13 protein-coding genes are annotated in these 13852 nt (G+C 55.7%); 9 read left to right on the forward strand and 4 right to left on the reverse strand.

Features of this window, described 5'->3' with window-relative positions; all coding sequences use genetic code 11:
- Window positions 1-348 precede the first annotated feature (348 nt).
- A complete protein-coding gene (locus sS8_RS13935) occupies window positions 349-888 on the reverse strand; it encodes a hypothetical protein (RefSeq protein WP_119632791.1) in 540 nt (179 codons plus the stop codon).
- Window positions 889-1009: 121 nt separating this feature from the next.
- Window positions 1010-1414, reverse strand: a complete 405-nt coding sequence (locus sS8_RS13940) for a hypothetical protein (protein ID WP_119630146.1) — start codon at window positions 1412-1414, stop codon at window positions 1010-1012.
- Between the two features lie 178 nt (window positions 1415-1592).
- Here sS8_RS13940 and sS8_RS13945 point away from each other — a divergent pair, with 178 nt between their 5' ends.
- Window positions 1593-2123, forward strand: coding sequence for a helix-turn-helix domain-containing protein (locus tag sS8_RS13945; protein ID WP_119630147.1), 531 nt, complete (start codon window positions 1593-1595; stop codon window positions 2121-2123).
- Window positions 2047-2520 (forward strand): transposase family protein, encoded by a 474-nt coding sequence (locus sS8_RS13950; RefSeq protein ID WP_084161864.1) that lies wholly within the window; start codon window positions 2047-2049, stop codon window positions 2518-2520. The genes sS8_RS13945 and sS8_RS13950 overlap by 77 nt, the downstream gene beginning before the upstream one ends.
- A 180-nt stretch (window positions 2521-2700) precedes the next feature.
- Here sS8_RS13950 and sS8_RS13955 read toward each other — a convergent pair.
- A protein-coding gene (locus sS8_RS13955; protein ID WP_119629372.1) for an IS1 family transposase occupies window positions 2701-3431 on the reverse strand; the annotation gives its coding sequence in 2 pieces (ribosomal slippage) (window positions 2701-3167 and window positions 3167-3431; 732 coding nt in all).
- Between the two features lie 371 nt (window positions 3432-3802).
- Between sS8_RS13955 and sS8_RS13960 the strand changes: the two genes are divergently transcribed.
- Window positions 3803-4588 (forward strand): SDR family oxidoreductase, encoded by a 786-nt coding sequence (locus tag sS8_RS13960; RefSeq protein WP_119630148.1) that lies wholly within the window; start codon window positions 3803-3805, stop codon window positions 4586-4588.
- A gap of 45 nt (window positions 4589-4633) precedes the next feature.
- Entirely contained in the window at window positions 4634-5869 is a 1236-nt protein-coding gene (locus sS8_RS13965; RefSeq protein WP_119630149.1) for a styrene monooxygenase/indole monooxygenase family protein, read from the forward strand.
- Window positions 5870-6170: 301 nt separating this feature from the next.
- Here the strand turns inward: sS8_RS13965 and sS8_RS13970 are convergent, their stop codons facing one another.
- Window positions 6171-6464: a GYD domain-containing protein gene (locus sS8_RS13970; RefSeq protein ID WP_119630150.1), complete on the reverse strand. Its 294-nt coding sequence runs from the start codon at window positions 6462-6464 to the stop codon at window positions 6171-6173.
- 441 nt (window positions 6465-6905) lie between these two features.
- Between sS8_RS13970 and sS8_RS13975 the strand changes: the two genes are divergently transcribed.
- From sS8_RS13975 to sS8_RS13995, 5 genes are all read left to right on the forward strand, one after another.
- The gene (locus sS8_RS13975) at window positions 6906-8807 is read left to right on the forward strand and encodes a S9 family peptidase (protein WP_145986532.1); all 1902 of its coding nucleotides are present in this window, start codon (window positions 6906-6908) and stop codon (window positions 8805-8807) included.
- Window positions 8808-9530: 723 nt separating this feature from the next.
- Complete coding sequence (locus tag sS8_RS13980) at window positions 9531-10985, forward strand: nucleotide sugar dehydrogenase (RefSeq protein WP_119630152.1); 1455 nt, start codon at window positions 9531-9533, stop codon at window positions 10983-10985.
- Window positions 10982-11968: an NAD-dependent epimerase/dehydratase family protein gene (locus sS8_RS13985; RefSeq protein WP_119630153.1), complete on the forward strand. Its 987-nt coding sequence runs from the start codon at window positions 10982-10984 to the stop codon at window positions 11966-11968. The genes sS8_RS13980 and sS8_RS13985 overlap by 4 nt, the downstream gene beginning before the upstream one ends.
- Window positions 11969-11982: 14 nt before the next feature.
- Window positions 11983-12711, forward strand: a complete 729-nt coding sequence (locus tag sS8_RS13990; RefSeq protein WP_197716522.1) for a nucleotidyltransferase family protein — start codon at window positions 11983-11985, stop codon at window positions 12709-12711.
- 11 nt (window positions 12712-12722) lie between these two features.
- The gene (locus sS8_RS13995; RefSeq protein ID WP_119632793.1) at window positions 12723-13844 is read left to right on the forward strand and encodes a DegT/DnrJ/EryC1/StrS family aminotransferase; all 1122 of its coding nucleotides are present in this window, start codon (window positions 12723-12725) and stop codon (window positions 13842-13844) included.
- The last annotated feature ends 8 nt before the right edge of the window (window positions 13845-13852 follow it).

Consider the following 13852-nt stretch of genomic DNA (forward strand, 5'->3'; position numbering starts at 1 on the left):
CTCCACACCCTCGCCATATACGGGTGCTTCTGTGTTGCCTTCGGTGCACGTTAAGACCCTCGGCATCCGGATTGAGCTTTTCGAAGCTGTACCCGCACTTCAGGGGGCGCGACCACCCCTACGGCCTACAGGATTCTCTGTCTACGCTTATCCTGCCTTGTTCGTGCCTCCGCACTCCGCCGCAAGTCCAAGACTCGATTCGGGCGGGTGGCTAGCCCTTACCCGACGGGGACTTCCACCCCGCAAGATACGCCGAGCTTTGCTCGGCGCGATAACGTTTAGCTTGAGGGGCGCGGAGCCGGCTTTTCGGAGGAGCGTCCCTCTCGAAGCGATTGTTAGGCGTGCGGTTCATGATTGAGGCTCCTCGTTGGTGGGGGGTAGAGCCGACCAAGACACTCTCGCGTATGTTCCTTCTCCTTTTGATAACCGCTTACGTTCAATGAAGCGCCCCTCGAACTCAAACTTTTCACTGACCTTGATTACCAATAGCCGATTGAAATTCCCAGCTCGCTTGACTTGAACTTTACCCCCGTCCTTTTCTGGAGAGATCGTCTTTATTTCAACAAAGTCGTTTCCAAGTTTGCCATCTGAACCCTTGGTGTGTGGTTTGTGCCGCTTGATACCATATTTGACTTCGGCATATAACTCGCCAAGTTCGCCCCATATTTGCAAGTAGCGCCCTGTAAGAGTGTGGTAAGACTTTGCGCAATCGACTAGGTTTTCGAATATTTCAACTCGTTCAGGGTCTTGCGGGTGCGGCGCAGGCAACTCAATTTCGTTTAGTGGTTGCCATTCCCAAGGGTTATACCCACAAGCAGCGGCATCTGCTATTTGCTCTGGGCTGTAGCCGTCATTGTGCATATCGTGCAGAAAGTCCCAATCGCTCATTTGTTCCCTTTGCCTAACGTTTCGGTTCACCCGCCCGCAAAAGCGGCCAGATGAAGCCAACAAATGCCACCAAAACGGTGCCGCTTTTGTGGGTCGGAGTGCAACCGATTGTTCGGCGGATTCATTTGGCCGACACCTCCGAAGCCTTAAGCTCCGAAGCTGCCTTTGCTACCACAAAGCCTTCAAATCCTATTGCCGACCCGATGCTCCAGTATTTGAAACCCTCTGTGTCAAGGCGGCACCGGTACGTATCAATATCTCCGGGCCAATCACGGAGCCCCGTTTGTTTGGCTGCCCAGGTGATGAATTCCTTCTCAACCCTGAAGTATTCCTCAATAGGTGCTTCCTCGATCTCCGTGATTATTGCGCTATCCGTGTGATTGAAGCGATAGGCCGCGACGCCAGCAAACTGTATATGGTTTTCCAATTTCTCTTGCGGCGGGTAGTTCCAGAGCAAATGCAGAACGATGCGAGCCCCGCCATCTAGGACGGAGTACCCGGAAAGGTGCCAGTCGTGGTATCTCATTTTTCCGCCGAACTTTGTATTCGACACCTACCCCATGTGTATAACACCGGCCAGTGAGGTGCATAATTCGAAACGTATCTTTCTAAATGTTTGTATTTAATAGAGTTGTACCTGATGCTAACGCATGGTATTGATAGCCCACTTGTTTCTCAAACAAATCCGAATATAAAAACCTTCCATGATCTACGACAAATTTAGCCAAATAACCGATGACCGCATCGTGGCATCGTTGATTGGAATGCCCAAGGCGAAGTTCACAGCCCTCGTCAAAGTATTCGAGTCGGCCGCTCAAGCCATCGATCGAGAGCGTGTCGAAAAGGGCGAGATAAAACACGTTAAACAGGGCGGCCCTAAAGGTTATCTTGATTCTTATGAGAAAAAGCTGTTTTTCGTTTTGTACTATCTGAAAACCTATCCCACTTTTGACGTTCTGGGCTTTCATTTCGGTTTCAGTGGCGGACATGCCCATGCCCACATCGACCGGTTGCTGCCGGTTTTAGGGCGAGCGTTGACAATCCTCAACGTCATGCCTGAGCGCACGCTAACAACCCCAGCAGAATTCTCTCAACTCATTGATCAATATAAGAACATAGCGATCGATGGCGTGGAGGTCGCTTGCGTTCGACCCCAAGATGAAACTGAACAGGAAAAGCATTACAGCGGAAAAAAAAAGACATACGCTCAAATCCCTCGTAATCTCCGACTTTAATCGAAGGATATTGTTTTTGTGTTGCATTGTGGCAGGCAGCGTACATGACTACACACTCATGAAAGACGTCTTCACGCCGGGTTCAGCGTGGTTCGAGAAGGTCAATTTATGGCTTGACTTAGGATTTCTGGGCGCGGACAAAGATTATCAAAGTACCCAAATATATCTACCCCACAAGAAACCCAGAAAATCCAAGAAAAACCCTAATCCGACATTGACGCCTGAGCAGAAGAAACAGAACAGAAAACAAGCCGCCACGCGGGTCATCGTTGAGCATGCCATCGGCGGCATGAAGTTCTTCCACTGCTTGATGCATCGGATTAGAAATCATCTGGGTCACTTCGTGGATTATTTTTTCTCACTTTCCGCCGGGCTTTGGAACTATAAAATCTGTTGATTTACAATTGTTTAGCATCTGAAACAACTCTACTAGCTTCATGTAGACGGGACTCATGACCGAAGCAAACACACCGCCCGCAGCCGGTAGCCCGAAACTGCTGAATCAGGTGCGCGCCCGCATCAGAGCCAAACATCACGATATTAGTAGGGAAACACAATATGTCCAATGGGTGGTGGGTCAATTTAGTTGAAAGCAGTGGCGATTAATGAAGAGGCCGATCACCCCATCGTGAAGCAACTCAGATTTTGAAAAGCAGATCGTTTTGCGAGTTAAGCGCTTGATGCGAGTGCGTAACAAAAGGTTTTTGTTTTCGATCTTTTGCGTATATTTCTTACCAATGACGTGCTGGTTTGCCGGAATGAACGCCGCATAGCTTGGCCAATCATCGGTGTAATAGGTTCGAATATTGAAAACGCGCAGATTGGCGATCAATTGTTCGCAAACGTCCTCTTTGCGCCGCCCAAACACAAATGACAAAATGCATCCGGTGGCGGCGTCGATGGCGTACCAGAGCCAACGTTGGTTCTTCTTGCGAGCCCCATAGCTCCACTGTTCGTCCGCCTGAACATCCATCGGCGAATCAAAGAGATGCCTGATTTCCACGGCGATTTCCCGAGAGCCGATGTAAGGATTCACCGTGACCACTTCGGTGGACTTTTTTTCAGTGTAGACATGACTGTGTTTTTCCCAATCCCGAGAACACGAGCGGTATCTCGAATACCACTGCCATTCATCGCCATGTCAACAATCTGTTCTTTGATACCGGACTCGTAGGCCCGGTAAATGTATTCGGTCTTGAAGGTGCGCCCACAGTGCTTGCAACGAAAGCGGGGGTAACCACTCTGTGTACCATAGCGCACCACATCGGAACTTTTACAGTATTTGCACGGAATCGTTTGATAGGCCATTGGTCCAGTCAATGCTTAAGCTAAGAAATAATTGTACATTGTAGTATATAAACTACTTAAACCCACCACCGTCCAATGGATCAGGCGCTTTATGCTCTTTAAAGGCCGAGGTTTTCCTGGAATAGTGCGCCGAGCGCTGACGCAGGGTATTGTTCGAGCGCTCGACGTGAACAGTTTGCCCCTCCGATTTAGGGCATGATCTGAAACACTTGGCCGGATTGGCCAAGGCGGTGTGGAGAAAATGCAGGCGGCGGCCATAGCGGCGGCGCGGCGTTCCAAAACCGGGCTGCCGTGATAATTGAATTCCGAAAGCACCCTCGGCGATTTATATTGTTTGCGGATAAGTTCTATCGGAAGGGGGGAGGATTCCAATGAAAGGTCTGGACGGAAAGACCGCGATCATCTCCGGGGGCGCGACGCTGATCGGCGAGAGTTGCGCCGCGGTGCTGGCGGGCTATGGCGCCAACGTGGTCATCGCCGACGTCAACGAAGCGGACGGCCGGCGGGTTGCGGAGGACATCGGCGCAAAGGCGCGCTTTATCCGCACCGATATCACCAGCGACGACGACATTGCCGCGCTGGTCGCGCAAACCGTCGAGCGGCACGGCCGGCTCGATTTCCTGGTCAACGTCGCCTGCACCTATCTCGACAATGGCGCCGAAACCACGCGCAGCGACTGGCTGAACGCGTTCGACGTCAACATCGTCGGTTCCGTCATGTTGATGCAGGCTGCGCGGCCGCATCTGAAGAAGCACCGGGGCGCGATCGTCAATTTCGGCTCGATCTCGGCGCATGTCGCCCAGACGGGGCGCTGGGTCTATCCGGTTTCCAAGGCCGCGATCCTGCAACTGACGCGCAGCCAGGCGCTGGACCTTGCGCCCGACGGCATCAGGATCAACGCGGTATCGCCGGGCTGGACCTGGAGCAATGTCATGAAGCAATTGACTCACGACGACCGCAGCAAGGCCGACCGCGTCGCAGCGCCTTTCCATCTTCTGCGCCGCACCGGCGATCCGTCCGAAGTCGCCGAAGCCGTCGCCTTCCTGCTATCGGACGCGGCGCGCTTCATCACCGGCACCGAACTCAGGGTCGACGGCGGTTACACGGCCATCGGCCCCGAGCGGGTCGATCCCGCGATACCGCTCCTGGCGGAATGACCACGGCATCCTGAGTACAGCCAGCGATAGCAATAAGGAATAACAATGAATAGTCGCAAGATCACGATACTCGGCGGAGGACAGGCCGGCCTGCAGCTCGCATGCGGCCTCCTCTCGAAAGGCTACGAAGTGGAGCTGGTGCAGAACCGTACGGCGGAAGAGATCCGTTCCGGCAAGGTGATGTCCAGCCAGTGTATGTTCGGCCAGGCGCTGGAGAACGAACGCGAGATCGGGCTCGATTTCTGGGCACTGGAATGCCCGACGGTCGATTCCATCAATTTCGCCGTGCCGGCACCCGACGGCTCGGGACAGAAGGCAGTCGAATGGAACGGCCTGCTCGAGCGCCCGGCACAGAGCGTCGACCAGCGCACGAAATACCCCGTATGGTTGCAGGAGTTCGAGCGCCGCGGCGGCAAGCTGGACATCCGGGAAGCGACCGTCGCCGACCTGGATCGCTACGCCGCGGCCTCGGATCTGACGATCGTCGCCGCCGGCAAGAGCGAGATCGCGAAACTGTTCGAACGCGATGCGGAAAAATCGCCGTTCGACAAGCCGCAGCGCATCCTTGCCTTGACCTATGTGCACGGCATGGCGCCGCGGCCGGGCCATTCCGCGGCCTACTTCAACCTCATCCCGGCGGTCGGCGAGTATTTCGTGTTCCCGGCCCTGACCCACAGCGGCCCCTGCCACATCATGGTGTTCGAAGGCATTCCCGGCGGACCGATGGACTGCTGGCAGGACATCACCGGCCCAACGCAGCATCTCGAGCGCTCGAAACGGATACTCGACACTTTCCTGCCCTGGGAGGCGGAGCGCTGCCGCGGGATCGAACTGACCGACGCCAACGGCATTCTCACCGGCGCCATCGCCCCGACCGTGCGCAAGCCGATCGGGCGGCTGCCTTCCGGAAGAGCCGTGCTGGGATTGGCGGACGCCATCTGCCTCAACGATCCGATCACCGGGCAGGGCTCGAATAACGCGTCCAAGGCCGCGAAGATCTACCTGGATACCATCGTCGCCCACGGCGACCGGCCGTTCGACGAAGCATTCATGCAGGCGTCCTTCGACCGTTACTGGAACTATGCGCAGTTCGTGGTCGGCTGGACCAACGCGCTGCTGCAGCCGCCGCCTCCGCACGTCTTAAGGATCATGGATACGGCGCAAAGCTATCCGGCGCTGGCGAAACGCATCGCCAACGGCTTCGACGATCCGCTCGATCTGTTCCCCTGGTTCGCCGTGCCGGAGGAAGCGGATCGGTACCTGGCGCAGATCGTGGCGTGAGCGGAAGTCGTCGGCGCTTTCGGCTGGGGAATATGGATTCACTCATTCGTCGGTCGGCAATCCTTGCCGACGAAGCGGTTGGCCCAAGCGGCGTCGATGGGTTTCGCTTCGCTCTACCCATCCTACGATGAATGTTCACTCGAATGCCGAATGGAATCAGGCCCAGTTTGCCGGCTGCTGCGCGGCGCTCGGCAAGGGGCTTCCACACCCGACATGGGCTCGACCTGAAAATTCTAAAGCTGGCCCCGCACATTCTCCCTCTGAAGAGGGTGCACGCCGCGGGGCGGCCTCCCGCGTCCGCCTATCCGAGCTTTGCGATGATCCCGTTCATTTCCTCTTCGGAAAAAGCCCGCAAGGTCTGGGTTCGCACGTTGCCGGCGGCACCGATGCTCGCCACCAGCGCAGCAATGGATGCATCGTCGGGCGCATCGAATATATCGACCACATCGTAATCCCCGAGCGTCCAGTAGAACGCCTTGGTAGTCACGCCGAGCTTCCGGGCCATCTCGCGTATGGTATCCGCCCGCTTGGTCGTGTCCTTGAGAGCGCGAACACCCTGGTCGGTGAATTGATTAAGGACAATGTAGATTGCCATGATTAGCCCCTCGGCCGTATTCGAGACCAGATCGCAGGGTAATGGATATGCGACATGAAATGCATCGGGGCTTACCCTTACGGACCACGACGTACTCGGCTCGGCCGGCCGCAAGCTCATCCGCGACTCAGTGCGCCTGCTCCGAGTCCCCTGCCCTGCTTCGCCCCTATTAATCAGGCCCGTAAATACCCTCCTGGTATTTACGGGCCGCCGCCCAGGCCGCGGTACACGCCCGGCCTGAGCTCACGCGGCTTGTCGCCGCGCCGGGGCATCCCTGCCCCGGATTAACCCGGCCTATGTTTATAGGCCGGGTTAATAACTGGCTAAAATCCGGAATCCTTGGCTGATGCAAATTCTCGCCTGCGCCTACAACCTTTTTACGATGAATTCATCGAAGATGGGAAAGGCAGCAGCGGATCTTTCAACAGGAGTCGAAACACCATGACAATCTCCCCTTATGGATCTTGGAAATCTCCGATCACATCGGATCTCATTGTCGCCGAGGCCATTAGTCTCATCGACGTTTTCCCGGATCGCGACGAGGTCTACTGGATCGAAGGCCGTCCGCAAGAAGCGGGACGCTGCGTTCTGGTGAAACGTCTATCCGACGGAACCACGATCGACGTCACACCTGCACAATACAGCACTCGAAGCCGGGTTCACGAGTACGGCGGCGGAGCCGTCACCGTCAAAGACGGCGTGGTGTATTTCAGCAACGACAAGGATCAGAAATTGTACCGGCAAGATCCGGGCGAGCCTCCTCGCCCCATCGGGCAGGCACCCCGATGCCGGTATGCCGACGGCGTGATCGATGAGCGCCGAGGCCGAATGATCGCGGTGCGCGAAGATCACGGCGCTGCCGACGGGACCGTGATCAACACGATCGTTGCCGTCGCTATCGACGGCTCGGCGGCGGATCGGATACTCGTCTCCGGCAAGGATTTTTATTCCAACCCGAGGATTAGCCCGGACGGCAAACGGCTCGCGTGGCTGACCTGGAACCATCCGAGCATGCCGTGGACCGGCACCGAGTTATGGATGGCCAATCTGACGGATTCGGGCGATATAGACTCGCCGGCCAGGATCGCCGGCTCTGCGAGCGAATCGATTTTCCAGCCGGAATGGTCGCCGAGCGGAACCTTGTATTTCATCTCGGACCGCAGCGGCTGGTGGAACCTGTATCGGCTCAACGCCGGCTCTGTCGAAGCGGTCATGCCGAAACAGGCCGAGTTCGCGCGAGCGCAATGGTTCCTCGGCATGACGACGTACGGATTCGCTTCCGACTCGCGGCTGGTCGTCAGCTACATCGAAGGCGGGCGCACCCGTCTCGCGATCCTTGACGCGGACACCGGACACGTCGAACCCATTGACTTGCCTTATACCGAGATACTGAGCGTACGGGTGAATGCCGACTGCGTGCTGGTCCGGGCCGGCGCCCCGGACCGACCGCTGTCGGTCGTCAGGATCGGCATGGACTCGCATACCGTCGAGGTACTCCGACGGTCTACCGACGTCGCGGAAGATCCCGCGATCCGTGCCTGCATTTCGCTCCCCGCGCAAATCGAATTTCCCAGCGGCGATAGAAGCGCCTACGGGTTTTATTATGCGCCGCATAATCCCGAGTTCACCGCCGACGCGAACGAATTGCCGCCACTCATCGTGAAAAGCCATGGAGGCCCCACCGCCGCCGCATCGAGCACCCTGAACCTGGGAATACAATACTGGACGAGCCGGGGATACGCGGTGATCGATGTCGACTACGGGGGCAGCACCGGTTATGGCCGGGAATACCGCAATCGCCTCTATCAAAGCTGGGGGCAGGTGGACGTCGAGGATTGCACGAATGCAGCGCGTTTTCTGTGTAGAACCGGACGTGCCGACGTCGCGCGTACCGCGATAACCGGGGGAAGCGCAGGGGGCTATACGACGCTGTGTGCGCTGACATTCGGCGATTTCTTCAAAATCGGCGCGAGCTACTACGGGGTCGGCGATCTGGAAGCGCTGGCTCGCGACACCCATAAGTTTGAATCCCGCTATCTCGATTGGCTGGTCGGCAAATACCCCGAGGAAAAGGACAAATACAAAGCCCGTTCGCCCATCAATTTCACCGACCGATTATCGGTGCCGGTGATTTTCTTCCAGGGAAGCGAGGATAGGGTGGTTCCTCCGAACCAAGCCGAAATGATGGTCAAAGCGCTCCGTGAGAAAGGCCTCCCCTTCGGCTATTTCCTGTTCCATAGCGAACAACTCGGTTTCCGCCAGGCACCGAATATAAAACGATGCCTAGACGCCGAGCTCTATTTCTATGAAATCCTGCTCGTCCACGGCGGACTTCAATTTTGAAGGCTGGACCAACCGAAAACCGAGCGGCTAGCGAAGCATAAGTAACACAAGTTCGGCAGCTTTTCGGTAAAAGTCGCACGCAGGCTTACCCTAAATCGGCATCGGCTCCGTCGATACGGAAACCGGAATTCGACTCCGCGGACAATTCCGGACGTTACTTCTCCGAAATAAGAATGCTCGCAGGACAAATTCTGATTCACAATCGAGACACGTATTCGTACCTATTTTCTACAATCGAACGTTCACGCTTAAATAGGCCAGGCTCGAAATCAGCGGGCACAATGGCAACACGGTGAACCGCGAGCATGACAAAAGGCGCTTGACCGGTCATTCCGGATCGTGCCGAGTAGCCGAGTTTTGTGGCTAACGGATTTAGTCAAGACGGAACGTTATTACTCACAGACTCATGGAGCGAGACTTATAAAGTTACCCTGCCGTCTTGATTTTGAAAATCCGCTCTCTCGGATAGGTTTTTCGCTTACACCTTATTAGATCTGTAGTAGCTCTTATATATCGGCCGGCCAATACTTATCTCGGTATGGTTTTTCGACTCATACCGAGGAGGTATACGCAACGGACGGTCAAGGGGACGTATTGGTGGCATCCTCCGAATCCTGAGGACCTAAAGGCAGAATACCGTTAGCGAGCATCGAATGCTGGCCACGCCGGCACAAACGTTCACCATCTATCCAATCAGACCTAAAGCAAAGGAAGGCCGTAGGGATGATCAGTGGGTTCAATCTTTTCCGGGACATCGCGGCAAGCGCAGGCCGAACGGTTCCACACGCCAACCGTCCGATCGTGTGCGTGCAGGGATTGGGATTCGTCGGCGCGGCGATGGCTGTCGCTTTGGCGAATGCCCGCGATGCCAGGGGCGAACCCTATTTCGACGTCATCGGGGTTGACCTGCCTACGCCGGAAGGCCTGGCGAAAATTGCCGCGATCAATTCCGGAACGCTGCCTATAAAGGCCGCCGATCCGAAGTTTTCCTCCGCACTCGATCAAGCGCACGCCTTGGGCAATTTGATCGCTACGGCCGATCCGGCAGCCTATGCCCTGGCTGAGACCATCGTCATCGATGTCCACCTCGACGTGACTTACCGGGAAGGTGAGCCGGTGTTGAAACTGGATAACTTTCGCTCGGCAATCAAGTCCGTCGGCGGTTATATGCGCCGCGGATGTCTCGTTATGGTCGAAACGACCGTTCCGCCGGGGACGTGCGAAAAAATCATCGCTCCGCAACTAGCGGAGGCCCTGCGAGAAAGGGGCTTGCCGGAAAACGCTTTCTTGCTGGCTCACTCCTATGAAAGGATTATGCCCGGATCCGATTATCTGGATTCCATCGTCAACTTCTGGCGGGTATATGCGGGGTATACGCCCGAGGCGGCCGACGCCTGTGAGAAATTTCTCTCAAAACTCATAAACACGCGGGACTATAAGCTGACGAGACTTTCGCCGATCACCAGCTCCGAGGTCGGGAAGGTTTTAGAAAACAGCTACCGCGCGGCGACGATCGCCTTTATGGACGAGTGGAGTCGATTCGCCGAAAGTATCGGGATCGATCTCTTCGAGGTGATCTCCGCGATCCGCAAGCGCCCGACCCACTCCAATATGAGGCAGCCGGGATTCGGAGTCGGAGGATATTGCCTGACCAAGGATCCGCTTCTGGCGCCACTCGCCGCGAGGCATCTGTTCGACATGCCAAACCTGACATTTCCGTTCTGCGAGTTGGCGGTAACAGTCAACCGCACCATGCCCCTTGCCAGCCTGAATAAAGTTCAGCAAATACTGGGCGGTCGTTTATCCGGGAAGTCTATCTTGCTTCTCGGCGTCAGTTATCGCCAAGAAGTGGGCGATACGAGATATTCGCCTTCTCAGATATTTGTCGAACACGCTCGTGCACGCGGAGCCAAAGTCATGTGTCACGATCCCTATGTGGACTATTGGCCGGAATTGCGTGAACAGCTTCCTTCCGAAATACCGACACCCGAGCATATCGATGCCGTGGTTTTTGCCGTACCCCACCGTGATTACCGAACCTTGGATGTAAAAACCTGGCTCAACGGTTCGCAGCCGGTGATCCTGGACGCAAACGACGTCCTCAATAACGACCAGCGCGCAAGTGCCTTGGCAGCCGGATGCACGCTGGTCAGTACCGGGCGTGGACGGACACTATGAGCAAAATTCTCATTACCGGCGGAGCCGGTTTTATCGGCTACCATTTGGCGAACGCTCTTTTGGCCGAGAATAATCGGGTGGATCTTCTGGATAACTTCTCGCGTGGCGTCGTCGATACCGACCTGAAATCCCTGACGGCCAATCCCCTGGTCAAACTGATCAATACGGATTTACTGCAGAATGGCAGTCTGGACGAGCTGGATAGCGACTATCACTGCATCTATCACCTCGCGGCAATCGTCGGCGTATCACACGTATTGGATAAACCCTATGATGTAATGAATGACAACACAATGATGCTTCTGAATATACTATCGTTCGCCAAGCGCCAGAGCCGTCTCGAACGACTTGTCTTCGCGTCCACGAGCGAGGTATATGCAGGTACGCTTCAATACTTTTCGCTTCCCATCCCAACCACGGAGAAAACCCCTCTTGCGGTGACCGATATTAACCACCCGCGCACATCCTATATGCTGTCGAAAATCTACGGTGAAGCCCTTTGCCGGTTTTCGGACATACCTTTTACCATTATCAGACCCCACAATCTATATGGGCCTCGCATGGGTCTATCCCATGTCATCCCGGAACTGCTTCATAAAGCGTACTCCGGCTCGGAAAATCTGGAGGTGGTGTCGGCCGGGCATCGCCGGACGTTTTGCTACATCGCCGATGCCGTCGAAATGATCAAGAGAGCTGCGGAAAGGGAAGCATGCGCCGGGGAAACCTTGAACATCGGAAACCAGTATCCGGAACTAGCCATTGGACAGCTCGCGGAGACCATTCTGAGGATCGTGGCAAGGAATCTGAGAATAATTCCCCTGCCCTCGGCGTCCGGATCTCCCGCGCGACGCTGTCCCGATATGAGTAAGACGACCGAGCTGACCGGATATGTTCCTCGGATCGGTCTGGAAGACGGCGTCCGGCGAACCTTTGATTGGTATCGTTCACACGTGTTCGACGGGCAGGGCGTCACGGCAAGATAGACGGAGATTTAGGCATGAGAAAGGCAAAAGAGATTAAAGCTGTCATCATGGCTGGCGGCAAGGGAACTCGGTTGCGTCCTTATACCTTCATATTACCGAAGCCCTTGATGCCGGTCGGCGATCAGCCGGTCATAGCCATGTTACTGAAATGGCTACGTCGATGGAATATCAAGGAAGCGATCATCACTACGGGATATCTCGGGTATATGATTTCCGCCGTATGCAAGGACGGCAGCCAGTGGGATATCGATATCAGGTATAGCACCGAGCCCGAACCCCTGGGTACTATCGGCGCCTTGTTGATGGTGGAAGATCAGCTGGATGATACATTCATTGTAATAAACAGCGATTTGATCACCGATCTCGATTTGGGTTCATTTATCGATTTTCATAACCGGCATGACGGATTGGTTACGGTGGCCACAACACAAAAGCCGGTCAAGGTCGATTTGGGGGTATTGGAAAGCGACGGCGGAAAACTGTGCGCATTCAAGGAGAAACCGAAACTTGATTTCGAGGTCAGCATGGGCATTTATTGCATGGAGCCCTCGATTCTCAAATTCATTCCCAAAGGTGTTCCATTCGGTTTCGACAATCTGATGCACGTCATGCTGGATGCCAAATTGCCGGTATATCTTTTTCGGCATGAAGGCCTTTGGCTGGATATCGGTCGGGAAGAGGATTTTTCCCATGCTCAGGCGTCCTTTTTACGCGATTACAAGTCGGTCGTATTGGGCGCATAAGGATGAGATTCATGAATGTCGGAAAATCGATATCCCTGGGCGCCCCCACCTTGGGGAAAGAAGAGAAGCAGGCACTCTGTGCCGTCGTGGATAGCGGCTGGCTCACCATGGGCGAACATGTCTCGGCATTTGAACATACGTTTGCCGAGCTGCACCAGGCCGAAAAGGCGGTAGCGGTAAATTCCTGCACCGCGGGACTGCACCTCTGTCTGCTCGGCTCGGGTATAGGCCCGGGAGACGAAGTCCTGGTGCCGTCGCTTACCTTTGTGGCGACCGCCGGTGCCGTGCGGTATGTCGGTGCAAAACCGGTATTCGTCGATATCGAGCGGGACGATCTGCCCCATATCGCCCTATCCGATGCCGCGGCCAGATGCACAGCGAGAACCCGCGCGGTCATCGTCATGCACTACGGAGGATACGTGGCGGATCTACCCGCATGGCGCGAGTTCGCCGACAGTCGAGGACTCCTCCTGATCGAGGACGCGGCGCATGCGCCCGCGGTCGGTGAGGTCGGGCGCCTCAGCGATGCCGCGGCGTTCAGCTTCTTCTCCAACAAGAATATGACGACGGCGGAAGGCGGAATGGTGCTTGCCCGCGATCGGTCGGTGCTCGAACGAATCCGGCTACTGCGCAGCCACGGCATGACGACGAATACTCTGGATCGGACTCGGGGGCATGCGTACACCTATGACGTCACCGCGCTTGGTTATAACTATCGCTTGGACGAATTACGCGCGGCCATGGGTTTAATGCAAATTTCGCGTTTACTCCAATGGAACGGGCAGAGACGGGAACTCGCCAGCCTCTATCGGGCGCATATTCGCGAGCATCTCCCCGAAATCTCGATTCCGTTTACCCATGAATGGGACACGGCCGCCCATCTCATGCCGATTCTGCTGCCCGCCTATACCGACAGGGAGAGGGTTATGGCGCATCTGCGTTCAGCCGGGATCCAGACCAGCATTCACTATCCGCCGGTACATCTGTTTTCGTATTACCGCAATCAATTCCCGGACTACGCTCTCCCGCATACCGAAGCGTTCAGCTCACGCGAACTCAGTTTACCCATCCATCCGGGCCTTTCCACGAGCGATGTCGAAAAGGTGGTAAGCGCCTTGCGAGATGCATTGTAGATAGAAAA

Source organism: Methylocaldum marinum (assembly GCF_003584645.1).
Taxonomy (GTDB): Bacteria; Pseudomonadota; Gammaproteobacteria; order Methylococcales; family Methylococcaceae; genus Methylocaldum; species Methylocaldum marinum.

What these genes read in the sequence shown, in the direction of transcription:
- sS8_RS13945 (WP_119630147.1), top strand. Translation starts at nt 1,593, where the DNA reads ATGATCTACGACAAATTTAGCCAAATAACCGATGACCGCATCGTGGCA.
- sS8_RS13970 (WP_119630150.1), bottom strand. Translation starts at nt 6,464, where the DNA reads ATGGCAATCTACATTGTCCTTAATCAATTCACCGACCAGGGTGTTCGC.
- sS8_RS13935 (WP_119632791.1), bottom strand. Translation starts at nt 888, where the DNA reads ATGAGCGATTGGGACTTTCTGCACGATATGCACAATGACGGCTACAGC.
- sS8_RS13965 (WP_119630149.1), top strand. Translation starts at nt 4,634, where the DNA reads ATGAATAGTCGCAAGATCACGATACTCGGCGGAGGACAGGCCGGCCTG.
- sS8_RS13990 (WP_197716522.1), top strand. Translation starts at nt 11,983, where the DNA reads ATGAGAAAGGCAAAAGAGATTAAAGCTGTCATCATGGCTGGCGGCAAG.
- sS8_RS13980 (WP_119630152.1), top strand. Translation starts at nt 9,531, where the DNA reads ATGATCAGTGGGTTCAATCTTTTCCGGGACATCGCGGCAAGCGCAGGC.
- sS8_RS13940 (WP_119630146.1), bottom strand. Translation starts at nt 1,414, where the DNA reads ATGAGATACCACGACTGGCACCTTTCCGGGTACTCCGTCCTAGATGGC.
- sS8_RS13960 (WP_119630148.1), top strand. Translation starts at nt 3,803, where the DNA reads ATGAAAGGTCTGGACGGAAAGACCGCGATCATCTCCGGGGGCGCGACG.
- sS8_RS13995 (WP_119632793.1), top strand. Translation starts at nt 12,723, where the DNA reads ATGAATGTCGGAAAATCGATATCCCTGGGCGCCCCCACCTTGGGGAAA.
- sS8_RS13950 (WP_084161864.1), top strand. Translation starts at nt 2,047, where the DNA reads ATGAAACTGAACAGGAAAAGCATTACAGCGGAAAAAAAAAGACATACG.
- sS8_RS13985 (WP_119630153.1), top strand. Translation starts at nt 10,982, where the DNA reads ATGAGCAAAATTCTCATTACCGGCGGAGCCGGTTTTATCGGCTACCAT.
- sS8_RS13975 (WP_145986532.1), top strand. Translation starts at nt 6,906, where the DNA reads ATGACAATCTCCCCTTATGGATCTTGGAAATCTCCGATCACATCGGAT.